At 71.0% G+C, this 24,825-nt stretch carries 19 protein-coding genes and 1 pseudogene; 17 read left to right on the forward strand and 3 right to left on the reverse strand.

Going from position 1 to position 24,825, the window contains the following annotated elements; all coding sequences use genetic code 11:
• The first annotated feature begins 241 nt into the window (after window positions 1–241).
• The 4 genes from secD to relA all read left to right on the forward strand — a co-directional run bounded on the left by secD (window position 242) and on the right by relA (window position 6,425).
• Window positions 242–2,041 (forward strand): protein translocase subunit SecD, encoded by a 1,800-nt coding sequence (gene secD / locus ACGF3J_RS34055; RefSeq protein ID WP_161329075.1) that lies wholly within the window; start codon window positions 242–244, stop codon window positions 2,039–2,041.
• 1 nt (window position 2,042) lies between these two features.
• Entirely contained in the window at window positions 2,043–3,164 is a 1,122-nt protein-coding gene (secF, locus tag ACGF3J_RS34060; RefSeq protein ID WP_161329074.1) for a protein translocase subunit SecF, read from the forward strand.
• Window positions 3,161–3,709 carry an adenine phosphoribosyltransferase gene (locus tag ACGF3J_RS34065; RefSeq protein WP_161329073.1) on the forward strand — a complete coding sequence of 183 codons (549 nt, stop codon included), beginning with the start codon at window positions 3,161–3,163 and terminating at the stop codon, window positions 3,707–3,709. The genes secF and ACGF3J_RS34065 overlap by 4 nt, the downstream gene beginning before the upstream one ends.
• Window positions 3,710–3,881: 172 nt before the next feature.
• Window positions 3,882–6,425 (forward strand): GTP pyrophosphokinase, encoded by a 2,544-nt coding sequence (gene relA, locus ACGF3J_RS34070; protein WP_386932708.1) that lies wholly within the window; start codon window positions 3,882–3,884, stop codon window positions 6,423–6,425.
• Window positions 6,426–6,508: 83 nt separating this feature from the next.
• On the opposite strand, the gene ACGF3J_RS34075 is transcribed toward relA, so the two are convergent.
• A complete protein-coding gene (locus ACGF3J_RS34075) occupies window positions 6,509–7,738 on the reverse strand; it encodes a DUF349 domain-containing protein (RefSeq protein ID WP_393855544.1) in 1,230 nt (409 codons plus the stop codon).
• A 135-nt stretch (window positions 7,739–7,873) separates the two neighbouring features.
• On the reverse strand, window positions 7,874–8,698 hold the full coding sequence (locus ACGF3J_RS34080; RefSeq protein ID WP_122617198.1) for a peptidylprolyl isomerase: 825 nt from the start codon (window positions 8,696–8,698) through the stop codon (window positions 7,874–7,876).
• Window positions 8,699–8,881: 183 nt separating this feature from the next.
• Here ACGF3J_RS34080 and ACGF3J_RS34085 point away from each other — a divergent pair, with 183 nt between their 5' ends.
• The 5 genes from ACGF3J_RS34085 (at window position 8,882) to rpsD (ending at window position 14,040) form a co-directional block, all read left to right on the forward strand.
• Window positions 8,882–9,589 (forward strand): MBL fold metallo-hydrolase, encoded by a 708-nt coding sequence (locus ACGF3J_RS34085; RefSeq protein ID WP_393855545.1) that lies wholly within the window; start codon window positions 8,882–8,884, stop codon window positions 9,587–9,589.
• A 13-nt stretch (window positions 9,590–9,602) separates the two neighbouring features.
• The gene (gene hisS / locus ACGF3J_RS34090; RefSeq protein WP_125490931.1) at window positions 9,603–10,865 is read left to right on the forward strand and encodes a histidine--tRNA ligase; all 1,263 of its coding nucleotides are present in this window, start codon (window positions 9,603–9,605) and stop codon (window positions 10,863–10,865) included.
• 201 nt (window positions 10,866–11,066) lie between these two features.
• A complete protein-coding gene (locus ACGF3J_RS34095; protein ID WP_386932701.1) occupies window positions 11,067–11,729 on the forward strand; it encodes a vitamin K epoxide reductase family protein in 663 nt (220 codons plus the stop codon).
• A 44-nt stretch (window positions 11,730–11,773) separates the two neighbouring features.
• A complete protein-coding gene (locus ACGF3J_RS34100; RefSeq protein ID WP_393855546.1) occupies window positions 11,774–13,129 on the forward strand; it encodes a replication-associated recombination protein A in 1,356 nt (451 codons plus the stop codon).
• Between the two features lie 296 nt (window positions 13,130–13,425).
• Window positions 13,426–14,040 (forward strand): 30S ribosomal protein S4, encoded by a 615-nt coding sequence (rpsD, locus tag ACGF3J_RS34105; protein WP_007447552.1) that lies wholly within the window; start codon window positions 13,426–13,428, stop codon window positions 14,038–14,040.
• A gap of 36 nt (window positions 14,041–14,076) precedes the next feature.
• Here rpsD and ACGF3J_RS34110 read toward each other — a convergent pair.
• Window positions 14,077–16,258, reverse strand: a pseudogene (locus tag ACGF3J_RS34110) (ATP-binding protein); the annotation flags it as partial.
• Between the two features lie 164 nt (window positions 16,259–16,422).
• Here ACGF3J_RS34110 and ACGF3J_RS34115 point away from each other — a divergent pair.
• The 8 genes from ACGF3J_RS34115 to aroC all read left to right on the forward strand — a co-directional run bounded on the left by ACGF3J_RS34115 (window position 16,423) and on the right by aroC (window position 24,806).
• Window positions 16,423–16,872 carry a DUF948 domain-containing protein gene (locus ACGF3J_RS34115; RefSeq protein ID WP_125490934.1) on the forward strand — a complete coding sequence of 150 codons (450 nt, stop codon included), beginning with the start codon at window positions 16,423–16,425 and terminating at the stop codon, window positions 16,870–16,872.
• Between the two features lie 7 nt (window positions 16,873–16,879).
• Window positions 16,880–17,224, forward strand: coding sequence for a hypothetical protein (locus ACGF3J_RS34120; protein ID WP_125490935.1), 345 nt, complete (start codon window positions 16,880–16,882; stop codon window positions 17,222–17,224).
• Window positions 17,224–19,896, forward strand: a complete 2,673-nt coding sequence (gene alaS, locus ACGF3J_RS34125) for an alanine--tRNA ligase (protein ID WP_386932698.1) — start codon at window positions 17,224–17,226, stop codon at window positions 19,894–19,896. Before ACGF3J_RS34120 ends, alaS begins: the two co-directional genes overlap by 1 nt.
• 47 nt (window positions 19,897–19,943) lie before the next feature.
• Window positions 19,944–20,408 carry a Holliday junction resolvase RuvX gene (ruvX, locus tag ACGF3J_RS34130; protein WP_202557847.1) on the forward strand — a complete coding sequence of 155 codons (465 nt, stop codon included), beginning with the start codon at window positions 19,944–19,946 and terminating at the stop codon, window positions 20,406–20,408.
• A gap of 128 nt (window positions 20,409–20,536) precedes the next feature.
• On the forward strand, window positions 20,537–22,270 hold the full coding sequence (gene mltG, locus ACGF3J_RS34135) for an endolytic transglycosylase MltG (protein ID WP_161327849.1): 1,734 nt from the start codon (window positions 20,537–20,539) through the stop codon (window positions 22,268–22,270).
• Window positions 22,251–23,090: a shikimate dehydrogenase gene (locus ACGF3J_RS34140; RefSeq protein WP_161327850.1), complete on the forward strand. Its 840-nt coding sequence runs from the start codon at window positions 22,251–22,253 to the stop codon at window positions 23,088–23,090. The genes mltG and ACGF3J_RS34140 overlap by 20 nt, the downstream gene beginning before the upstream one ends.
• A 48-nt stretch (window positions 23,091–23,138) precedes the next feature.
• Window positions 23,139–23,462, forward strand: a complete 324-nt coding sequence (locus ACGF3J_RS34145; protein ID WP_161327851.1) for a hypothetical protein — start codon at window positions 23,139–23,141, stop codon at window positions 23,460–23,462.
• 159 nt (window positions 23,463–23,621) lie between these two features.
• On the forward strand, window positions 23,622–24,806 hold the full coding sequence (gene aroC, locus ACGF3J_RS34150; protein ID WP_122617187.1) for a chorismate synthase: 1,185 nt from the start codon (window positions 23,622–23,624) through the stop codon (window positions 24,804–24,806).
• Window positions 24,807–24,825: the final 19 nt, after the last annotated feature.

Consider the following 24,825-nt stretch of genomic DNA (forward strand, 5'->3'; position numbering starts at 1 on the left):
CCCGCACCAGCCCACCGCAGCCCTCCGCCCAGCCCGCCCGGCGGCGCCCGCAGCCGCCCGCCCCGCCCCCCCCCCCCGCCCCCCCCCCCCCCCCCCCGCCGGCGCCCCCCCCCCCCCCCCCCCCCCCCCCCCCCCCCCCCCCACCCCGTGTGACGCGTGGCTCGCACGGATCCGGACACCATGTGATGGCCGCGGGTGACGCCTCCCCGGCGCGAAGCGGCCCGAGAGGGAGTACGCAAAGGTGGTAGCACCTAAAAAGGGAAAGAATGCGAGCGCTCCGAGTAGGCCCGGGCGCTCGCTGGCCCTGATTCTGATCGCCATCGTGGCGCTCACCGGAGGCATGTTCGCCTCCGGACACACGACTCCGCGTCTCGGTATCGACCTGGCCGGCGGCACCAGTATCACTCTCCGGGCGGTCCCGGAAGCGGGCCAGGAGTCCGCGATCAACAAGACCAACATGGACACCGCGGTCGACATCATGGAGCGCCGTGTCAATGGTCTGGGTGTCTCCGAGGCCGAGGTCCAGACCCAGGGCGACCGGAACATCATCGTCAACATCCCCAAGGGGACGAATTCCGAGGAAGCCCGCCAGCAGGTCGGCACCACCGCCAAGCTGTACTTCCGCCCGGTCGTAGCCACCGAGCTCTCCGGTGCGAACGCGACGGGCAGCCCGTCGCCGAGCGCCACCGGCGACCCCTCGGACAAGGCGAGCGACAAGGCCACCGACAAGGCCACCGACGGGCAGGACAAGGCGACCGACAAGGACGGCGCGAGCTCCACGCCCTCCGACTCCGCCTCGGCGAGCGCCACCGGCCAGGGCCGCGCCGCGTCCGACGCCCTCAAGGCCGACCCCAGCCCGTCCGCCAAGACCTCCGACGGCGCCTCCCCGTCCCCGAGCGGCAGCCCCTCCGGCGACGAAGCCAACGCCAAGCTCCAGCAGCAGTACGCGGCGCTGGACTGCACGAAGGCGGCCGACCGCGCCAAGGCCGGCGAGGGCTCCAAGCCGGGCGACTCGATCGTGGCCTGCGGCCAGAACTCGCAGGGCCAGTGGCAGAAGTACGTCCTCGGCCCCGCGTCGGTCGACGGCACCGACATCGACAAGTCCGAGGCCGTCCTCAACACCCAGACCGGCGCCGGCTGGACCGTGACGATGAAGTTCACGGACGACGGCGGCAAGAAGTTCGCGGACATCACCGGCAAGCTGGCGAAGAACCAGTCCCCGCAGAACCAGTTCGCCATCGTCCTGGACAACGAGGTCGTCTCCGACCCGTACGTCAGCCAGGCGCTCACCGGCGGCAGCGCGGAGATCTCCGGCAACTTCGACCAGGAAGAGGCCCAGGGCCTCGCCAACATGCTCTCCTACGGTGCGCTGCCGCTGACCTTCAAGGAGGACAGCGTCACCACCGTCACCGCCGCGCTCGGCGGTGAGCAGCTCAAGGCCGGTCTGATCGCGGGTGCCATCGGCCTCGTCCTGGTCGTCCTCTACCTGCTGGTCTACTACCGCGGCCTGTCGTTCATCGCCGTCACCTCGCTGCTGGTCTCCGCGGGCCTGACGTACGTGATCATGTCGCTGCTCGGCCCGACCATCGGCTTCGCGCTGAACCTGCCGGCCGTCTGCGGAGCCATCGTCGCCATCGGCATCACGGCGGACTCGTTCATCGTCTACTTCGAACGGGTCCGTGACGAGATCAGGGAGGGCCGCACGCTGCGTCCCGCCGTCGAGCGGGCCTGGCCGCGCGCCCGGCGCACCATCCTGGTCTCCGACTTCGTGTCGTTCCTCGCCGCCGCGGTGCTCTTCATCGTCACCGTCGGCAAGGTGCAGGGCTTCGCGTTCACGCTGGGTCTGACCACCCTCCTCGACGTGGTGGTGGTGTTCCTCTTCACCAAGCCGCTGCTCACGCTGATGGCCCGCCGCAAGTTCTTCGCCAGTGGCCACAAGTGGTCCGGCCTCGACCCGAAGAGCCTGGGCGCCAAGCCGCCGCTGCGCCGCACCCGCCGTACGTCCCGTCCCGCCGGCCCCGTCGACCCGAAGGAGGCGTGAGATGGGAAAGCTCGGCAACCTCGGCGCCCGACTGCACCACGGCGAGGTCGGCTACGACTTCGTCAAGAACCGCAAGCTCTGGTACGGCATCTCGATCCTCATCACCATCACGGCCATCGTCGGCCTGGCGGTGCGGGGCCTGCACATGGGCATCGAGTTCCAGGGCGGCGCGGTCTTCACCACCCCGAAGAACATGAGCGCCTCGGTCTCCCAGGCGGAGACCTACGCGGAGGACGCCTCCGGGCACGACGCGATCGTCCAGAAGCTCGGCGACGGCAGCCTCCGCATCCAGATCGCGGGCACCGACACCGGGGCGTCGGACCAGATCAAGCAGCAGCTCGCCAAGGACCTGGACACCCCCGCCGAGAAGATCAACGCCGATCTGGTCGGCCCCAGCTGGGGTGACCAGATCGCCAACAAGGCCTGGCAGGGCCTGGGGATCTTCATGGTCCTGGTGGTGATCTACCTGGCGATCGCGTTCGAGTGGCGGATGGCACTCGCCGCGTTCGTCGCGCTGATCCACGACATCACCATCACCGTCGGCATCTACGCCCTCGTCGGCTTCGAGGTCACACCGGGCACGGTGATCGGTCTGCTGACCATTCTCGGCTACTCGCTCTACGACACCGTCGTCGTCTTCGACAGTCTCAAGGAGCAGACGAGGGACATCACCAAACAGACCCGCTGGACCTACGGCGAGATCGCCAACCGCTCGATCAACAGCACCCTGGTCCGCTCCATCAACACCACGGTGGTCGCGCTGCTGCCGGTGGGCGGTCTGCTGTTCATCGGCGGCGGTGTCCTCGGCGCCGGCATGCTCAACGACATCTCGCTGTCGCTGTTCGTCGGTCTCGCCGCGGGCGCCTACTCGTCGATCTTCATCGCCACGCCGCTCGTCGCCGACCTCAAGGAGGCCGAGCCGCAGATGAAGGCCCTCAAGAAGCGCGTCCTGGCCAAGCGCGCCCAGGCCGCCGCCAAGGGCGAGCCCGCGCAGTCCGCCGACGACGGGGAGTCCTACGAGGACGAGGAACCCGACGACGCGGCCGCCGCGGTCGTCGGCCCCCGCAGCCGGCCCGCCTCTCGCGGCCGGGGCCGCGGCCGTCCTTCGGGGAAGCGCCGATGACCGGCACGACCGACATCACGGAGCTGCTGCTCAGCCGCATCCGGGACGTGGCCGACTACCCGGAGCCGGGCGTGGTGTTCAAGGACATCACCCCGCTCCTGGCCGACCCCGCGGCCTTCACGGTCCTGACCGACGCGCTCGCCGAGGTCGCCGGGCAGACCGGCGCCACCAAGGTCGTCGGCCTGGAGGCCCGCGGCTTCATCCTGGGCGCCCCGGTGGCCCTGCGGGCGGGCCTCGGCTTCATCCCCGTACGCAAGGCGGGCAAGCTCCCCGGAGCCACCCTCGGCCAGGCGTACGACCTGGAGTACGGCTCCGCCGAGATCGAGGTGCACGCCGAGGACCTGGACGCGGGCGACCGCGTGCTGGTCGTCGACGACGTCCTCGCCACCGGCGGCACCGCCGAGGCGTCCCTGGAGCTGATCCGCCGGGCCGGCGCCCAGGTCGCCGGCCTCGCCGTCCTCATGGAGCTGGGCTTCCTCGGCGGCCGGGCCCGCCTGGAGCCGGCCCTGGCGGGGGCGCCGCTTAAGGCGCTGCTCACCGTCTGACCGCGCACACCGCGCACCTGGGGCGGGCCCGGAGGAATCCGGCGCCCGCCCCAGGCGTTTCCCGGGTTGACGGCCCTCACATTGGCCTGAAGGCGATCCCCGGGGGCAGGATCGCTACCATGGGATCTCCGGAGCCTGACCGGGGGACCCGGATCGCGCACGAGGAGTCCTCTTGCCAGACGAGGCCCAGCCACTGACCGCCGCAAAGCCCGAGTCCGCCTCGGCGTCCGCGGCGAAGCCCGCGCCCAGCGCGCCCCAGGCGAAGAACGACACGCGTGGGCCGATCAGGCACGCCTCGTCCGGGCCGGTCGACAAGCCCGCCGAGCGGCAGCCGCACCCGAAGCCGCTGCCGCCGGAGCGCCCGCAGAACGCGCCGGTGGTCCGCGCCCCCGCGGGCCAGACCGCCCGCTCCGGTTCCTCCAACCGCGTCCGCGCCCGCCTGGCCCGGCTCGGCGTCCAGCGCGCCAACCCGTACAACCCGGTCCTGGAGCCCCTGCTGCGCATAGTGCGCGGCAACGACCCCAAGATCGAGACGGCCACCCTGCGCCAGATCGAGCGCGCCTACCAGGTCGCCGAACGCTGGCACCGGGGGCAGAAGCGCAAGAGCGGCGACCCGTACATCACGCACCCGCTCGCCGTCACCACCATCCTCGCCGAGCTGGGCATGGACCCGGCCACGCTGATGGCCGGCCTGCTGCACGACACCGTCGAGGACACCGAGTACGGCCTGGAGGACCTGCGCCGTGACTTCGGCGACGTGGTCACCCTGCTCGTCGACGGCGTCACCAAGCTGGACAAGGTCAAGTTCGGCGAGGCCGCGCAGGCCGAGACCGTGCGCAAGATGGTCGTCGCCATGGCCAAGGACCCGCGCGTCCTGGTCATCAAGCTCGCCGACCGCCTGCACAACATGCGCACCATGCGCTACCTCAAGCGCGAGAAGCAGGAGAAGAAGGCGCGCGAGACCCTGGAGATCTACGCGCCGCTCGCCCACCGGCTGGGCATGAACACCATCAAGTGGGAGCTGGAGGACCTCGCCTTCGCGATCCTCTACCCCAAGATGTACGACGAGATCGTCCGCCTGGTCGCCGAGCGCGCCCCCAAGCGCGACGAGTACCTCGCCGTCGTCACCGACGAGGTCCAGCAGGACCTGCGCGCGGCCCGCATCAAGGCGACCGTCACCGGCCGCCCCAAGCACTACTACAGCGTCTACCAGAAGATGATCGTCCGCGGCCGTGACTTCGCGGAGATCTACGACCTGGTGGGCATCCGCGTCCTGGTGGACACCGTCCGCGACTGCTACGCGGCGCTGGGCACGGTCCACGCCCGCTGGAACCCGGTTCCGGGGCGGTTCAAGGACTACATCGCGATGCCCAAGTTCAACATGTACCAGTCGCTGCACACGACGGTCATCGGCCCCGGCGGCAAGCCCGTCGAGCTGCAGATCCGCACCTTCGACATGCACCGCCGCGCGGAGTACGGCATCGCCGCGCACTGGAAGTACAAGCAGGAGGCCGTCGCCGGCGCCTCCAAGGTGCGCAGCGACGCGCCCAAGTCGTCCGGCAAGGGCAAGGACGACCACCTCAACGACATGGCGTGGCTGCGCCAGCTCCTCGACTGGCAGAAGGAGACCGAGGACCCGGGCGAGTTCCTGGAGTCCCTGCGCTTCGACCTCTCCCGCAACGAGGTCTTCGTCTTCACCCCCAAGGGCGACGTCATAGCGCTCCCGGCGAGCGCCACCCCCGTGGACTTCGCCTACGCCGTCCACACCGAGGTCGGTCACCGCACCATAGGGGCACGGGTCAACGGCCGGCTCGTCCCGCTGGAGTCCACCCTGGACAACGGCGACCTGGTGGAGGTCTTCACCTCCAAGGCGGCCGGCGCGGGCCCCTCCCGGGACTGGCTCGGCTTCGTGAAGTCGCCGCGTGCCCGCAACAAGATCCGCGCCTGGTTCTCCAAGGAGCGCCGCGACGAGGCGATCGAGCAGGGCAAGGACGCCATCGTCCGCGCCATGCGCAAGCAGAACCTGCCGATCCAGCGGATCCTGACCGGCGACTCCCTGGTCACCCTCGCCCACGAGATGCGCTACTCGGACATCTCCGCGCTGTACGCGGCGATCGGCGAGGGCCATGTCTCCGCGCAGAACATCGTGCAGAAGCTCGTCCAGGCGCTCGGGGGCGAGGAAGCCGCGACCGAGGAGATCGACGAGTCGATCCCGCCGGCCCACGGTCGCGGCCGCAAGCGCCGGACCAGCGCCGACCCGGGCGTCGTCGTCAAGGGCGTCGAGGACGTGTGGGTCAAGCTGGCCCGCTGCTGTACGCCCGTACCCGGCGACCCCATCATCGGCTTCGTCACCCGGGGCAGCGGCGTCTCGGTCCACCGCAGTGACTGTGTGAACGTGGACTCGCTCTCCCGCGAGCCCGAGCGCATCCTCGAGGTCGAGTGGGCGCCCACCCAGTCCTCCGTCTTCCTGGTCGCCATCCAGGTCGAGGCCCTGGACCGCTCCCGGCTGCTGTCGGACGTCACACGCGTGCTGTCCGACCAGCACGTCAACATCCTCTCCGCGGCGGTCCAGACCTCCCGCGACCGGGTGGCCACCTCCCGCTTCACCTTCGAGATGGGCGACCCGAAGCACCTCGGGCACGTCCTGAAGGCCGTACGCGGCGTGGAGGGCGTCTACGACGTGTACAGGGTGACGTCGGCGCGCAGGCCGTCCTAGCGGCCCGTACAGGCCCGTACGACACAGACGAGAGGGGCTCCCGTACGCACCGTACGGGAGCCCCTCTCGTCTGCGCGGGTGTGTCAGCCGCCGAACTCGTGCAGGCCCTTCAGCGCCTGGTCCAGCAGCGCCTGCCGGCCCTCCAGCTCACGCTCCAGCTTGTCGGCCTTGGCGTTGTTGCCCTGGGCACGCGCCTGGTCGATCTGGGAGCGCAGCTTGTCGACGGCGGCCTGCAGCTGTCCGGTCAGCCCCTCGGCACGCGCGCGTGCCTCCGGGTTGGTCCGGCGCCACTCGGTCTCCTCGGCGTCCTGGAGCGCCCGCTCGACCGCGTGCATCCGCCCCTCGACCTTCGGGCGGGCGTCGCGCGGGACGTGGCCGATGGCCTCCCAGCGCTCGTTGACCGAGCGGAAGGCGGCCCGGGCCGCCTTCAGGTCCTTGACCGGGACGAGCTTCTCGGCCTCCTCGACCAGCTCCTCCTTGAGCTTCAGGTTCTCCGCCTGCTCGGCGTCCCGCTCGGCGAAGACCGAGCCGCGGGCGGCGAAGAAGACGTCCTGGGCGCCGCGGAAGCGGTTCCACAGGTCGTCCTCGTGCTCGCGCTGCGCACGGCCGGCGGCCTTCCACTCGGACATGAGGTCGCGGTAGCGCGCGGCCGTCGGCCCCCAGTCCGTGGAGTTCGACAGCGCCTCGGCCTCGGAGACCAGCCGTTCCTTGGTCTGCCGGGCCTCCTCGCGCTGCGCGTCGAGCTGGGCGAAGTGCTGCTTGCGGCGCTTGGAGAACGCCGAGCGCGCGTGCGAGAAGCGGTGCCACAGCTCGTCGTCGGACTTGCGGTCCAGGCGCGGCAGGCCCTTCCAGGTGTCCACCAGGGCGCGCAGCCGTTCACCGGCCACCCGCCACTGGTCGGAGCGCGCCAGTTCCTCCGCCTCGGCGACCAGCGCCTCCTTGGCGCCGCGCGCCTCGTCGGACTGCTTCGCCCGCTGGGCCTTGCGCTCCTCGCGCCGTGTCTCCACGAGGCCGACGAGCTTGTCCAGCCGGGCCCGCAGCGCGTCCAGGTCGCCGACCGCGTGGTGCGCGTCCACCTGCTCGCGCAGGTGGTCGACGGCGGTCTGGGCGTCCTTCGCCGACAGGTCGGTGGTCTTCACCCGCTTTTCGAGGAGGCCGATCTCGACAACCAGGCCTTCGTACTTGCGTTCGAAATAGGCCAGCGCCTCCTCGGGGGAGCCCGCCTGCCAGGATCCGACGACCTGCTCGCCGTCGGCCGTACGCACGTACACGGTGCCCGTCTCGTCGACGCGGCCCCACGGGTCGCTGCTCACAGCGCCTCCTCCACATGATGCCGACGGAGGGATTCGCTTCCCCCGGGCATCGTCCACAGTTTCGTCACGGCCAAGATAGGCGACCGGCGGGTGGCCTGTCCGCATCCCGCGCGACCGAACTTTCGCTGATGAGGGTCAGGATTTCGAGACGGTGGCCTTGTCGATCACGACCGTCGCGTTGGGCGCTCCGTCACCCGCGCCGGTGCTCTCGCCGGCCGCCGCGATCTTCTTGAGCACGGTCATGCCGTCCTCGGAGATCGTGCCGAACGGCGTGTAGCTGGGCGGCAGCGGACTGTCCTGGTACACGAGGAAGAACTGGCTGCCGCCGGAGTTCGGCTGCCCGGTGTTCGCCATCGCGATCGTGCCCGCCGGGTACGTGTTCTTCTTGAGGCTCTTGTCCTTCAGGTTCTCGTCCGGGATGTTGTAGCCCGGACCACCGTTGCCCTGGCCCGTCGGGTCGCCGCACTGGAGCACGAAGATCCCGTTGGTGGTGAGGCGGTGGCACGGGGTGTGGTCGAAGAACCCCTTCCCCGCGAGGAAGTTGAACGAGTTGACGGTGTGCGGCGCCGCCGACGTCTTCAGGTCGATCCCTATGTCACCGCAGGTCGTCGACAGCTTCATCGCGTACTTCGCCGACTTGTCGATGGTCATCGCAGGTTCCTTCTTCCAGGTCTGCGTCTTGACCTTGCCCTCGGCGGGCTTGTCGCACGGGTCCTCGGCCTTCTTGCTCGCCGAAGGGCTCGGCGTCACCTCCGCGTTGGCGTTCGTCTTGTCGTCGTCGTCCTTGAGGACCACTCCGGTCGTGTACAGCGCGACGCTGCCGATCAGAATCACGCCGAGCACCGACGCGATCGCCGCGTTGCGGGTGCGCGCCTTGCGCCGCGCGGAGGTACGTCGCTGCTGCTGCCGCAAGAACTTCTCCCGGGCGAGCTGACGCCGCCGCTGCTCCTGGCTGACCACCGGTTTCTCTCCTCATGCGTCTTCGTGTGCCGACCGGTACGCGTGGGTGCGATGAGCCGACCGTGGGCGTGTAGCCCCGTACCGTATATGGGTTCGCTGAGGAAACGGCACCGCCGGTAGGCTCTGACCATGGGCGCGGCCCGTTCGCAAGCCCACCCGTACCGACACAAACGAAGGACGATCGTGCTCATTGCCGGGTTCCCCGCCGGGGCCTGGGGGACGAACTGTTATCTCGTCGCCCCCGCCGCCGGTGAGGAGTGCGTGATCATCGACCCGGGCCATCAGGCGGCCCCCGGAGTCGAGGAAGCGATCAGGAAGCATCGGCTCAAGCCCGTCGCCGTCGTCCTCACCCACGGCCACATCGACCACGTCGCCTCGGTCGTCCCGGTGTGCGGCGCGCACGACGTGCCCGCCTGGATCCACCCCGAGGACCGGTACATGATGAGCGACCCCGAGAAGGGCATCGGCCGCACCATCGGCATGCCGCTCATGGGCGAGCTGACGGTCGGGGAGCCGGACGACGTCAAGGAGCTGACCGACGGCGCCGAGCTGGAGCTGGCGGGCCTGGAGCTGACCGTCGCGCACGCACCGGGCCATACGAAGGGGTCGGTGACCTTCGGCCTGCCCGAGTCGGCGGACATCCCGCCGGTCCTGTTCTCGGGCGACCTGCTGTTCTCCGGCTCCATCGGACGCACCGACCTCCCCGGTGGCTCCATGGACGACATGCTCGAGTCCCTGGCCCGCGTGGTCCTGCCGCTCGACGACGCCACCGTGGTGCTGCCCGGTCACAACGAATACACGACCATCGGCCAGGAGCGCGCCACCAACCCGTATCTGCGGCAGGTGGCGGCCGGCCAGGGCGCCTTCGACGCGCCCCGACGAGGAATGTGACGAGATACCTCCCGTGAGCACCTTCAAGGCCCCCAAGGGCACGTACGACCTGCTGCCCCCCGACTCCGCCAAGTTCCTGGCGGTCCGCGAGGCGATCGCGGCCCCGCTGCGCAACTCCGGCTACGGCTACATCGAGACGCCCGGCTTCGAGAACGTCGAGCTGTTCGCGCGCGGGGTCGGCGAGTCCACCGACATCGTGACCAAGGAGATGTACGTCTTCGAGACCAAGGGCGGCGACCGGCTCGCCCTGCGCCCGGAGACGACCGCCCCCGTGCTGCGCGCGGTCCTGGAGGCCAACCTGCACAAGGCGGGCAACCTCCCGGTCAAGGTCTGGTACTCGGGCTCGCAGTACCGCTACGAGCGCCCCCAGAAGGGCCGTTACCGTCACTTCTCCCAGGTCGGCGCCGAGGCGATCGGTGCCGAGGACCCGGCCCTGGACGCCGAGCTGATCATCCTGGCCGACCAGTCGTACCGCGCGCTGGGCCTGCGGAACTTCCGCATCCTGCTCAACAGCCTGGGCGACCAGGAGTGCCGCCCCGTCTACCGGGCCGCGCTCCAGGACTTCCTGCGCGGCCTCGACCTGGACGAGGACACCCTGCGCCGGGCCGAGATCAACCCGCTGCGCGTGCTGGACGACAAGCGCCCCGACGTCCAGAAGCAGCTCACCGACGCCCCGCTGCTGCGCGACTACCTGTGCGACGCCTGCAAGGCGTACCACGAGGAGGTGCGCGACCTGATCACGGCGGCGGGCGTCGTCTTCGAGGACGACCCGAAGCTGGTGCGCGGCCTGGACTACTACACGCGCACCACGTTCGAGTTCGTCCACGACGGGCTCGGCTCCCAGTCCGCGGTGGGCGGCGGCGGACGGTACGACGGACTCTCCGAGATGATCGGCGGCCCGTCCCTGCCGTCCGTGGGCTGGGCCCTCGGCGTCGACCGCACCGTCCTCGCCCTGGAGGCGGAGGGCATCGAACTGGACATTCCGTCCGCCACCTCCGTCTACGCGGTGCCGCTGGGCGAGGAGGCCCGCCGGATCCTCTTCGCCAAGGTCACCGAGCTGCGCAAGAACGGCGTAGCCGCCGACTTCTCCTACGGCGGCAAGGGCCTCAAGGCCGCGATGAAGGCGGCCAACCGCTCGGGCGCCCGCTACGCCCTGGTCCTGGGCGAGCGCGACCTGGCCGACGGCGTCGTCCAGCTCAAGGACATGGAGTCCGGCGAGCAGACCGCGATCGGCGTCAACGAGATCGTGGCCGAGCTGGAGTCCAGGCTCGGCTAGCGCGCCGGTACGTCCGGTCACCCCAGGGGCGCGCGTGTTCGTCCGCGCGTGCCCCCGGGGAACGGGTGTTGGCCGGAACGAGCCGCTCCGGGGTGATCGCCGGACCGTTCATATGTTCATCGAACGGTGGCCATACAGGGTGGTGCGGCACAATGGCCCTGCCCGAAGCAGGTCCGACTCACCAGTGACGGAATCGGCGTGATGAGCAAGACGACAGTGAAGGACGTCTCCACCGTGGCGGAGCCCGCGCCGGAACCCGCATCCGGAACACCGCGCACCGAGGGCGGCAGCCGCGCCTTCGCGCTGCTGCTGGTGATCACCGGCGCGGCCGGACTGCTCGCCGCGTGGGTCATCACGCTCGACAAGTTCAAGCTGCTCGAGGCCAAGGTCGCCGGGACGACCTTCACCCCCGGGTGCAGTCTCAACCCCGTCGTCTCCTGCGGCAGCGTCATGGAGAGCGACCAGGCGGCCGTCTTCGGCTTCCCCAACCCGATGCTCGGCCTGGTGACCTACGGCATCGTCGTCGCCGTCGGCGTCAGCCTGCTCGCCCGCGCCCGCTTCCCGCGCTGGTACTGGCTCACCTTCAACGCCGGCACGCTCTTCGGAGTGGGCTTCTGCACCTGGCTGCAGTTCCAGTCCCTGTACCGGATCAACGCGCTGTGCCTGTGGTGCTGCCTCGCCTGGGTCGCCACGATCCTGATGTTCTGGTACGTGACGTCGTTCAACGTCCGCAAGGGCTTCCTGCCCGCGCCGGCCTGGCTGCGCGGCTTCTTCGGCGAGTTCACCTGGGTCCTGCCCGTGCTGCACGTAGGCATCATCGGCATGATGATCCTTACGCGCTGGTGGGACTTCTGGACCAGCTGACCTGCCCCGGCGCAATGTCAGTGCCGTGATTTAGGGTTCAGAGCGTGGAGCCCGACCTGTTCACCGCCGCAGCAGAAGAACGCCAGGAGAAGGACCCGACCGGCAGCCCCCTCGCCGTGCGGATGCGTCCGCGCACCCTCGACGAGGTCGTCGGCCAGCAGCACCTGCTCAAGCCCGGATCCCCCTTGCGCCGCCTGGTCGGCGAGGGCGGCTCCGGCCCCGCCGGTCCCTCCTCCGTCATCCTCTGGGGCCCGCCGGGCACCGGCAAGACCACCCTGGCGTACGTCGTCTCCAAGGCCACCAACAAGCGCTTCGTGGAGCTGTCCGCGATCACCGCGGGCGTCAAGGAGGTCCGCGCGGTCATCGACGGCGCCCGCCGCGCGGTCGGCGGGTACGGCAAGGAGACCGTCCTCTTCCTCGACGAGATCCACCGCTTCAGCAAGGCCCAGCAGGACTCCCTGCTCCCGGCCGTCGAGAACCGCTGGGTCACCCTGATCGCCGCCACCACCGAGAACCCGTACTTCTCGGTGATCTCCCCGCTGCTCTCCCGCTCCCTGCTGCTCACCCTGGAACCCCTCACCGACGACGACGTGCGGGGCCTGATCCGCCGAGCCCTGACCGACGAGCGCGGTCTCAAGGAGGCGGTGGGGCTGCCCGAGGACACCGAGCAGCACCTCCTGCGCATCGCGGGCGGCGACGCCCGCCGCGCCCTGACCGCCCTGGAGGCCGCCGCCGGGGCCGCGCTCGACAAGGGCGAGTCCGAGGTCTCCCTGACCACCCTGGAGGAGACGGTCGACCGGGCCGCGGTGAAGTACGACCGCGACGGCGACCAGCACTACGACGTCGCCAGCGCCCTGATCAAGTCCATCCGCGGCTCCGACGTGGACGCCGCGCTGCACTACCTGGCCCGGATGATCGAGGCCGGCGAGGACCCCCGCTTCATCGCCCGCCGCCTGATGATCTCCGCCAGCGAGGACATCGGCCTGGCCGACCCGAACGCACTGCCGGTCGCCGTCGCCGCCGCCCAGGCCGTCGCCATGATCGGCTTCCCGGAGGCCGCCCTCACCCTCAGCCACGCCACCATCGCCCTGGCCCTCGCCCCCAAGTCCAACGCCGCGACCACCGCCATCGGCGCCGCCCTGGACGACGTACGCAAGGGGCACGCCGGACCGGTCCCCGCGCATCTGCGGGACAGCCACTACAAGGGCGCGGGCAAGCTCGGCCACGGGCAGGGGTACGTGTACCCGCACGACCTGCCGGAGGGCATCGCCGCCCAGCAGTACGCCCCGGACGAACTGAAGGACCGGACGTACTACGAGCCCACCCGGCACGGCGCCGAGGCCCGCTACGCGGACGCCGTGGAGTGGACCCGCGGACACCTCGGTCGCAAGCGGTCCTGAGCAGCCTGTAGAATCACCCGAAGCGCTGAGTCCCGTGCCGTCAGAACGGGACAACCAGCCGGAACCCCTCGGGGTTCCAGGAGCGTCGCGCACCGTCGATAGGTGTCGCGGGCAGCCCACCACCACCCGGAGTCCCGGGAGCGGCCGGTGGGCCACTCGCGTGCTGCACGTATGTGCCCAGACCAGGGAGCGGCTGCCCGGCAGGTCCCGCGAGGGACCGGACGGGTTTCCCCGGCTGCGGATTGCGACCTCCCTCAACCCTGACAAGCCGGAAAACCAGGAAAGAGACACAGACAGTGGCGAACCAGTCCCGCCCCAAGGTCAAGAAGTCGCGTGCCCTCGGCATCGCGCTGACCCCGAAGGCCGTCAAGTACTTCGAGGCCCGCCCCTACCCGCCGGGCGAGCACGGCCGCGGCCGCAAGCAGAACTCGGACTACAAGGTCCGTCTGCTGGAGAAGCAGCGTCTGCGCGCGCAGTACGACCTCAGCGAGCGCCAGCTCGTCCGCGCCTACGAGCGTGCCTCCAAGACCAACATGAAGACCGGCGAGGCCCTGGTCATCGAGCTCGAGCGCCGTCTCGACGCGCTGGTCCTGCGTTCGGGCATCGCCCGCACGATCTACCAGGCTCGCCAGATGGTCGTCCACGGCCACATCCAGGTCAACGGCCAGAAGGTCGACAAGCCGTCCTTCCGCGTCCGCCCGGACGACGTCGTGCAGGTCCGCGACCGCTCCAAGGAGAAGACGCTCTTCACCATCGCCCGCGAGGGTGGCTTCGCCCCCGACGGCGAGACCCCGCGCTACCTCCAGGTGAACCTCAAGGCCCTGGCGTTCCGCCTGGACCGTGAGCCGAACCGCAAGGAGATCCCGGTGATCTGCGACGAGCAGCTCGTCGTCGAGTACTACGCCCGCTGATCCCAGCCCCGGCGCAGTACCACCAGCGGTACCTCGGCCCGCCGTCTCCCCACCCCTACGGGTGGGCGGGGCGGCGGGCTTCGCCGTCCGCACCCGGCGCGGCCCGAGGCCCCGCCCCGCGCGGTGCCGGCAGCGAGGCCGGCACCCCGGGCCTGCGCAGCGCCCGCGACACCGCCTCCGGGCGGCCGAGCCGCGCCCCGTGCCCGACGCACTCCTCGTACCGCTCGTCGCCCAACTGCTCCCGGGCGGCCGTCTCGCACAGCTCGTGCGGCGCGTTGTAGTGGGCCGAGCCGAACAACCGCAGCCCCACCGACGGCCACATCCGGCCCGCGGCGCCCTGGAGCACCGCGGCCTCCGCCGGGTCGCCCTCCGCCACCGTGACCAGCGCCAGCAGCTCCACCGCCAGCACCGAGCCCAGCTGGTCCCGGAATCCGTGGGCGCCGCTCAGACAGTCCGCCAGCAGCTCGCGGGCGCGCACCGGGTCGCCCTCGCTCCAGGCCGCGTACGCCAGCACGTACAGGGCGTAGCCCCGGGCCCAGCGCTCGCCGTGGTCCTCGCACACCCGGCGCACGTCCTCGCACAGCCGCACCGCGTCCTCCAGGTCGCCCTGGAACGCCCGGGTCATCGCCAGCTCCACCTGGCCCATCAGGACGTTGCTGTTGAGTTCGCCGATCTCCTGGTAGCGCTCCAGCGCCGAGCGCAGCAGCCGCTCCGCGCGCGGCATGTCGTCGGTCACCAGCGCCAGACAGCCGGTGCGGTGCTCCGCGTACGCCACCGCCGTGGGGTTCGCCGACCGCTCCGCCTCCTCGCGGCACTCCTGGAGCGCCGCCAGCGCGGGCACCGTGTCGCCCTGGAGGATCGCCACGTACGCGAGCACCCACAGCGCCTTCAGCCGGGACTGCTCGCCCGCCGTGGGCTCCGCGTCGAGCCGCACCGCCTGCTCCAGCCAGCGCCGGCCCTCCGACAGCCGCCCGCAGCCCACCCAGTGGAACCACAGCGCACCGGCCAGGTACTGGCCCAGGTGCGCCGCGTCCGGCTCGGTCAGGCAGTGCTCCAGGGCGCTGCGCAGATTCGGCAGCTCCGCGTCCACCCGCGCCGCGACCTCGCCCTGGCGCGGCGAGAACCACTCCAGCTCGCACCAGGTCGCCAGGCCCACGTACCAGTCCCGGTGCCGCCGCCGCAGCCGGGCCGCGTCGCCCATCGCCTCCAGCCAGCCGCTGCCGTACGCCCGGACCGTGTCGAGCATCCGGTAGCGCACCCCCGCCGGGGTCTCCTCGCGGGCCAGCACGGACTGCGCGAGCAGCGCCGAGAGCACGTCGAGGACGTCCCCGGCGGGCAGCCCGTCGCCGCTGCACACGTACTCGGCGGCCTCCAGGTCGAACGCCCCGGTGAACACCGACAGCCGCGCCCACAGCAGGCGTTCCTGAGGCGTGCACAGCTCATGGCTCCAGCCGATCGCCGTGCGCAGCGTCCGGTGCCGGGGGAGGGCGCTGCGGTCGCCGCCGGTCAGCAGCCGGAAGCGGTCGTCCAGCCGTTGCAGCACCTGCCCCGGCGACAGGGCGCCGAGCCGCCCCGCCGCCAGCTCGATCGCCAGCGGGATCCCGTCCAGGCGCCGGCACAGCTCACGCATCTCGCCCCGGTCCCCGTGGTCGCCGCCCGCCGGCCGGCGCGGCACGTTCCGCTGCCGGACCCGGACCGTCAGCAGTTCCAGGGCCTCCTCAGCGCCCAGCGGCGCCAGCGGAACCAGCAGCTCCCCGGCGACGCCCAGCGGCCGGCGCCCCACCGCCAGCACCCGCAGCCCCGGGGCGCGGCCCAGCAGGTCGGTCACCAGCGCGGCACAGGCGTCGACCACGTGCTCGACCCCGTCCAGGAGCAGCAGCAGGTCCCGCTCGGCGAGGTACGTGAACAGGGTCTCGCGCGGCAGCCTTGTCGTGTGGTCGGTGAGGCCGAGCGCCTCCACGACCGCGTAGTCGACGAACTCCGCGTCCCGCACCGGTGCCAGCTCGACCCGCCACACCCCGTCCCGCGGTGTGCGCCCGGCGCCCGCCCGCGCGGCGAGCCGTGACTTGCCGACCCCGCCGGCGCCGGTGACGGTCACCAGCCGCCCGGCGTCCAGCGCCCGGCCCAGCTGCGCGAGTTCCCTCCCTCGCCCCACGAAACTGTCGAGTTCCAGCGGGAGATTGCCGTGCGGGACGCCGTCGCGCCGATGGTCTCGCATAAGACACGGAGCGTACTGAACCGTATTCACTCCGTACAATCGCTTCGCGCAACTCGACCGGATCGCGCCGCGCGCGGACGGAATCCGGTACGGAGCGCCGCGTGCGGCGCGATAGGCTCGGTGCACGACTTTCCCGATGTTCAGGCACGTCTTTCAGGGAGCGGGTGCACACAGTGTCCGGTGGCGAGGTGGCCGGGATCCTGGTGGCGGTCTTCTGGGCGATCCTGGTCTCCTTCCTCGCCGTCGCGCTGGCGAGGCTGGCCCAGACGCTCAGGGCGACCACCAAGCTGGTGGCGGACGTGACCGACCAGGCCGTCCCGCTGCTGTCCGACGCCTCGTCGGCGGTGCGCTCCGCGCAGACCCAGATCGACCGGGTCGACGCGATCGCCTCCGACGTCCAGGAGGTCACGTCGAACGCCTCCGCGCTGTCCACCACCGTGGCCTCCACCTTCGGCGGCCCGCTGGTCAAGGTCGCGGCGTTCGGATACGGCGTGCGCCGGGCACTCGGCGGTCGCAAGGACGACCTGCCCGCCGGGCCGGCCAGGGAGCGGCGCACCGTGATCGTGGGCCGTACGATTCCGGCCGCGCGGCGGACGAAGCGGAAGAAGGACTGATCCAGCGATGTTCCGCCGTACCTTCTGGTTCGGCACCGGCATGGCCGCCGGTGTCTGGGCCACCACCAAGGTCAACCGGAAGCTCAAGCAGCTGACCCCCGACAGCCTCGCCGCGACCGCGGCCAACAAGGCGCTCGACGCGGGCACCCGGCTCAAGGACCGCGCGGTCGGCTTCGCCCTCGACGTCCGCGACAACATGGCCCAGCGGGAGGCCGAACTGGACGACGCGCTCGGGCTGAACGCCCCCGTCGACCGCGAACTCCCCGCACCCCGGCGCCGCAACGCCATCGAGAACAACCCGACGTACGTCGACAGGACGACGTACTCGTACAACCGGAATGAGGACCACTGATGGAGTCGGCCGAGATTCGTCGCCGCTGGTTGAGCTTCTTCGAGGAGCGCGGTCACACCGTGGTCCCTTCGGCGTCGCTCATCGCGGACGACCCGACTCTGCTGCTGGTCCCGGCCGGCATGGTGCCGTTCAAGCCCTACTTCCTCGGTGAGGTCAAGCCGCCCTTCGACCGCGCCACGAGCGTGCAGAAGTGCGTGCGCACGCCCGACATCGAAGAGGTCGGCAAGACCACCCGGCACGGCACGTTCTTCCAGATGTGCGGCAACTTCTCCTTCGGCGACTACTTCAAGGAAGGCGCCATCAAGTACGCCTGGGAGCTGCTCACCAGCCCCCAGGACAAGGGCGGTTACGGCCTCGACCCCGAGCGCCTGTGGATCACCGTCTACAAGGACGACGACGAGGCCGAGCGCATCTGGCACGACGTCGTGGGCGTGCCGGCCGAGCGCATCCAGCGCCTCGGCAAGAAGGACAACTACTGGTCCATGGGCGTCCCCGGCCCCTGCGGCCCCTGCTCCGAGATCAACTACGACCGCGGTCCCGAGTTCGGCGTCGAGGGCGGCCCCGCCGTCAACGACGAGCGGTACGTGGAGATCTGGAACCTCGTCTTCATGCAGTACGAGCGGGGCGAGGGGATCGGCAAGGAGGAGTTCGAGATCCTCGGCGAGCTGCCGAGCAAGAACATCGACACGGGCCTCGGCCTGGAGCGCCTCGCCATGATTCTGCAGGGCGTGCAGAACATGTACGAGATCGACACCTCCATGGCGGTCATCAACAAGGCCACCGAACTGACGGGCGTGGCCTACGGCGACGCCCACGACTCGGACGTCTCCCTGCGCGTGGTCACCGACCACATGCGCACGTCCGTGATGCTCATCGGTGACGGCGTCACTCCCGGCAACGAGGGCCGCGGCTACGTGCTGCGCCGCATCATGCGCCGCGCCATCCGCAACATGCGGCTGCTCGGCGCCACCGGCCCGGTCGTCAGGGATCTGATCGACGTCGTGATCGCCATGATGGGGCAGCAGTACCCCGAGCTGATCACCGACCGGGAGCGGATCGAGAAGGTCGCGCTCGCCGAGGAGAACGCCTTCCTCAAGACGCTGAAGGCCGGCACCAACATCCTCGACACCGCCGTGAGCGACACCAAGGCCGGCGGTGGCACGGTGCTCGCCGGCGACAAGGCCTTCCTGCTCCACGACACCTGGGGCTTCCCGATCGACCTCACCCTGGAGATGGCCGCCGAGCAGGGCCTCTCCGTGGACGAGGACGGCTTCCGCCGCCTGATGAAGGAGCAGCGGGAGCGCGCCAAGGCCGACGCCCAGGCCAAGAAGACCGGGCACGCCGGCGCCGGCGCCTACCGGGCCATCGCCGACCAGGCCGGAGCCACCGACTTCGTCGGCTACAGCCACACCGAGAGCGAGTCCACGATCGTCGGCATCCTCGTCGACGGCGCCTCCTCCCCGGCCGCCACCGAGGGCGACGAGGTCGAGGTCGTGCTGGACCGCACCCCGTTCTACGCCGAGGGCGGCGGCCAGATCGGCGACACCGGCCGGATCCGGGTCGACACCGGCGCCGTCATCGAGGTCCGGGACTGCCAGAAGCCGGTCCCGGGCGTGTACGTCCACAAGGGCGTCGTCCAGGTCGGCGAGGTCACCGTCGGTGCCAAGGCCCACGCCTCCATCGACGACCGGCGCCGTCACGCCATCGCCCGCGCGCACTCGGCCACCCACCTGACCCACCAGGCCCTGCGCGACGCCCTCGGCCCGACGGCCGCCCAGGCCGGTTCCGAGAACCAGCCCGGCCGCTTCCGCTTCGACTTCGGCTCGCCCTCCGCCGTGCCGACGGCGGTGATGACCGACGTCGAGCAGAAGATCAACGAGGTGCTCTCGCGCGATCTCGACGTGCAGGCCGAGGTCATGGGGATCGACGAGGCCAAGAAGCAGGGCGCCATCGCCGAGTTCGGCGAGAAGTACGGCGAGCGGGTGCGGGTCGTCACCATCGGCGACTTCTCCAAGGAGCTGTGCGGCGGCACCCACGTGCACAACACCGCCCAGCTCGGCCTGGTCAAGCTGCTCGGCGAGTCGTCCATCGGCTCGGGCGTGCGCCGCATCGAGGCCCTGGTCGGCGTGGACGCCTACAACTTCCTCGCCCGTGAGCACACGGTCGTCGCCCAGCTCCAGGAGCTGATCAAGGGCCGTCCGGAGGAACTGCCGGAGAAGGTCTCCGCGATGCTCGGCAAGCTCAAGGACGCCGAGAAGGAGATCGAGAAGTTCCGCGCGGAGAAGGTCCTCCAGGCCGCCGCCGGACTCGCCGAGTCCGCCAAGGACGTACGCGGCGTGGCCCTGGTGACCGGGCAGGTCCCGGACGGCACCACCGCCGACGACCTGCGCAAGCTGGTCCTCGACGTGCGCGGTCGCATCCAGGGCGGCCGGGCCGCGGTCGTGGCCCTGTTCACGACCGTCAACGGCAAGCCGCTGACGGTCATCGCCACCAACGACGCCGCCCGCGAGCGCGGCCTCAAGGCGGGCGACCTGGTGCGCACCGCCGCCAAGACCCTCGGCGGCGGCGGTGGCGGCAAGCCGGACGTCGCCCAGGGCGGCGGCCAGAACCCGGCCGCCATCGGCGACGCAGTGGACGCCGTGGAGCGCCTCGTGGCGGACACCGCCAAGTGAACGGTCCGGAGCACCCTCAGCCGGGGGACCAGGCGGAGGGCCCGGCCATGCGCCGCGGCCGCCGCCTGGCCGTCGACGTCGGGGACGCCCGGATCGGGGTCGCCTCCTGCGACCCCGACGGGATCCTCGCCACACCGGTGGAGACCGTCCCCGGACGCGATGTGCCCGCCGCGCACCGCAGGCTCAGACTGCTGGTGGAGGAGTACGAGCCGATCGAGGTCGTCGTCGGGCTCCCGCGCTCCCTCAAGGGGGGCGAGGGCCCGGCCGCGGCCAAGGTGCGGCGCTTCACGCAGGAACTGGCCCGGGGCATCGCGCCGGTGCCGGTCAGGCTCGTCGACGAGCGCATGACCACGGTGACCGCGAGTCAGGGGCTGCGCGCCTCGGGCGTGAAGTCCAAGAAGGGCCGGTCGGTCATCGACCAGGCCGCCGCCGTGATCATCCTCCAGCAGGCGCTGGAATCCGAACGGGTGTCAGGCAGGCCACCCGGCGAGGGCGTCGAAGTGGTCATCTGATCGCGGTACGGTAACGTTCCGCGCGATGCGGAGGCATTCGAACAGCCACCGCACAGCAAGAGGCGGAACGGAAGCAGGCCCTCCATCACAGGCCCCGCCCCCCGTCCCCTCGCGGCTCTAGGGGATCGATGACTGACTATGGCCGGGGCCCAGGCTCCGAACCGTGGCATCCGGAGGACCCGTTGTACGGGGACGGCGGATGGGGAGGACAGCAGGCCCACGCGGGCGGGCAGTCCCCCTACGGCGGCCAGCCACAGTATCCGGAGCAGCAGCAGGCCCAGCAGCAGTACGGCGACTGGAGCAACGGCGGCCAGTCCGCGTACGGCAACCAGCCGCAGTACGACGAGTACGGGCGGCAGCACCCCGAGCCGCAGTACGACCAGTACGGTCAGCCGCGGTACGACCAGCGGCAGTACGACCAGCAGCAGTACGAGCAGCAGTACGCGCCCCAGGGGCACCCGCAGCAGGGATACGACAACGGCAACTGGGACACCGGCGCGCATCCCCACGCGCAGTACCCGGCCGACCCGTCGGATCCCTACGGCCGGCCTCCCGCCGGCTACCCGGCCGAACAGCCCGACTTCTACGGCACGCCGGAGGCGTACCCGCCGCCGGAGCCGCCCGGCCGCCGGCGCACCGACCCCGAGCCGCAGCGCACCGACTGGGACCCCGGACCCGACGAGGGCGAACACGCGTTCTTCGCCGGCCGGGAGGCCGACGGCGACGACGACCCGGCGGACGACGGCCGCGGCGACCGCAGGAGCCGTGGCGGCAAGCCGAAGAAACGTCGCAGCGGATGTGCCTGCCTGGTGGTCTGTCTGGTGCTGGGCGGCGGTGTGGCGGGCGTCGGGTATTTCGGCTACCAGTTCTACCAGGACCGTTTCGGCGCCGCCCCGAACTTCGCGGGCGACGGCAACGGCGAGGAAGTCACCGTCACCATCCCCAAGGGCGCGGGCGGCTCCACGATCGGCCAGGAGCTGAAGAAGCAGGGCGTGGTGAAGAGCGTCGACGCCTTCATCGCCGCCCAGCAGAGCAATCCCCGGGGCAAGAGCATCCAGGACGGCGTGTACACGCTGCAGAAGGAGATGTCCGCCGAGAGCGCGGTCGAACTCCTGCTCAGCCCCGGCAGCCGCAGCAACCTGATCATCGCCGAGGGCAGGCGCAACGTCGACGTCTACAAGACGATCGACAAGCGTCTCGGGGTGAAGGAAGGCACCACCGCCAAGGTCGCCAAGACCGAGGCGGACAGCCTGGGCCTGCCCGACTGGGCGCTGAACCACAAGAACGTCAAGGACCCCCTGGAGGGCTTCCTCTACCCGTCCAGCTACTCGGCGGCCAAGGGCCAGAAGCCCGAGGACGTGCTGAAGCAGATGGTGTCCCGGGCCAACGAGCAGTACCAGCGGATCGGCCTGGAGGAGAAGGCGGAGGGCCTGGGGCTCAAGAATCCGTGGGAGCTGCTCACGGTCGCCAGCCTCCTGCAGGCGGAGGGCAAGACCCACGACGACTTCCGCAAGATGTCCGAGGTCATCTACAACCGGCTCAAACCCACCAACACCGAGACGAACCAGAAGCTCCAGTTCGACTCGTCCTTCAACTACCTCAAGGGCCAGAGCAACATCAACATCAGCGAGTCCGAGATCAACAGCAACACGGACCCGTACAACACCTACACCAACAAGGGATTGCCGCCCGGCCCCATCGGCAATCCCGGCGAAGAGGCCCTGCAAGCCGCCCTGAACCCCACGAAGGACGGCTGGATCTACTTCGTGGCCACGGACGGCGTGGCCAAGACCGAGTTCGCCAAGACGCACGACGAGTTCTTGAAGCTGAAGGAAAAGTTCGATGCCAGCTCCGGCAACTGACCGTCGCCGCGCCGCCGTTCTCGGCTCCCCGATCGCCCACTCGCTCTCGCCGGTACTGCACCGCACCGCCTACGCGGAGCTGGGGCTCGCGGACTGGACGTACGAGAGCTTCGACGTCGACGAGGCCGCGCTGCCCGGCTTCCTCGACCAGATGGGGCCCGAGTGGGCGGGGCTGTCGCTGACGATGCCGCTCAAGCGGGCGGTGATCCCGCTGCTCGACGGCATCAGCGACACGGCGGCCTCCGTGGACGCGGTCAACACCGTCGTCCTCACCGACGACGGCCGCAGGACCGGCGACAACACCGACATCCCCGGCATGGTCGCCGCCCTGCGCGAGCACGGCATCGAGAAGGTCGAGAGCGCGGCGGTCCTGGGCGCCGGCGCCACCGCCTCCTCCGCGCTCGCCGCACTGGCCAGGATCTGCACCGGCGAGATCACCGTCTACGTCCGCAGCGCGGCGCGCGCCGCCGAGATGCGCGGCTGGGCGGAACGCCTCGACGTCGGTGTGCGCGTCGCGGACTGGGCGGACGCCGAGGAGGCGCTGCGCGCCCCGCTGGTCGTGGCCACCACCCCGGCCGGCACCACCGACGCCCTCGCCGCGGCCGTCCCCGAGATGCCGGCCACCCTCTTCGACGTGCTCTACGACCCCTGGCCCACCGCCCTGGCCGCCCGCTGGTCGCTGTCCGGCGGCGCCGTCGTCAGTGGCCTCGACCTGCTCGTCCACCAGGCGGTCCTCCAGGTGGAGCGGATGACGGGCCGCGCCCCCGCCCCCCTCGCCGCGATGCGAAAAGCGGGAGAACGCGCGCTCGCGGACCGTTAGGATCCGTCCGGTTCCGCAGGGGGCGGAACGGGAGGGGAAGAACGAACCATGGACACCGGTGTGCCGCTGGCCTCCGTCAAGACCCAGATCTTCGACGCCGTACTGGGCTTCCTGCCCGACTGGGTGCAGATCACGGTGCTCGCACTGATCGTGCTCGCCGTCGTCGCGAGCTGGGTGATCAAACTCAAGCGCAGGATCGACCGGCGCCGCGCGCCGAGCCCGGCGCACCCCGTCACCGCGCCGGAACCGTACGCCCAGGGCAGCGGCGCCGACCACCTGGGGCCGTACGCGCCGCCGCAGCGGCGGGAGAGCGGTGCCGACTTCCTCGGCTCCTACGCCCCGGCACGGGGGCAGGGGGACGGCACCGCCTGACCGGCCCGCGTCCGGTCCATGGACCGGCGGGCGGTCCGGGCCGCCGGACGTGGGAGGATCGAAGGTGGCGGACCGGGGCCGCGCACCCGGTCGAGCCGTCGCCTACGCGGAGAAGGCGCGTAAGCAGGCATACCGGGGCGCGAGCACTGAGGAGCACCGTTGAGCAGGTTGCGCTGGCTGACCGCGGGGGAGTCCCACGGGCCCGCACTCGTCGCGACGCTGGAGGGACTGCCCGCCGGCGTGCCGATCACCACGGACATGGTGGCGGACCATCTGGCGCGGCGTCGGCTCGGCTATGGACGCGGTGCCCGGATGAAGTTCGAGCGCGACGAGGTCACCTTCCTCGGCGGCGTCCGGCACGGCCTGACGATGGGTTCGCCGGTCGCCGTGATGGTGGGCAACACCGAGTGGCCCAAGTGGGAACAGGTCATGGCGGCCGACCCGGTCGACCCTGAGGTGCTGGCCGGCCTGGCGCGCAACGCCCCGCTGACCCGGCCCCGCCCCGGCCACGCCGACCTCGCGGGCATGCAGAAGTACGGCTTCGACGAGGCCCGCCCGATCCTGGAGCGTGCCTCCGCGCGGGAGACGGCCGCCCGTGTGGCGCTCGGCGCCGTGGCGCGGTCGTACCTCAAGGAGACCACCGGCGTCGAGATCGTCAGCCACGTCGTCGAGCTGGCCGCGGCGAAGGCGCCCCACGGCGTGTACCCGACGCCGGCCGACGTCGAGAAGCTGGACGCCGACCCGGTGCGCTGCCTGGACGCGGACGCCTCGAAGGCGATGGTCGCCGAGATCGACCAGGCCCACAAGGACGGCGACACCCTCGGCGGCGTCGTCGAGATCCTCGCCTACGGCGTGCCGGTGGGCCTCGGCTCCCACGTCCACTGGGACCGCAAGCTCGACGCCCGGCTCGCGGGCGCGCTCATGGGCATCCAGGCCATCAAGGGCGTCGAGATCGGCGACGGCTTCGAGCTGGCCCGCGTGCCCGGCTCCCAGGCCCACGACGAGATCGTGAACACGCCCGAGGGCCTGCGCCGCGTCTCCGGCCGCTCCGGCGGTACCGAGGGCGGACTCACCACCGGTGAGCTGCTGCGGGTGCGCGCCGCGATGAAGCCGATCGCGACCGTGCCGCGCGCCCTGAAGACCGTGGACGTGACCACCGGCGAGGCCACGCAGGCGCACCACCAGCGCTCCGACGTGTCCGCCGTGCCGGCCGCCGGAATCGTCGCCGAGGCCATGGTGGCCCTCGTGCTCGCTGACGCCGTCGCGGAGAAGTTCGGCGGCGACTCGGTCGCCGAGACCCGCCGCAACGTGACCTCGTACCTCGACGCCCTGGCCATCCGGTGAGCGGGGCCCCGCTGGTCGT

The organism is Streptomyces sp. NPDC048171 (assembly GCF_043202655.1).
Classification (GTDB): domain Bacteria; phylum Actinomycetota; class Actinomycetes; order Streptomycetales; family Streptomycetaceae; genus Streptomyces.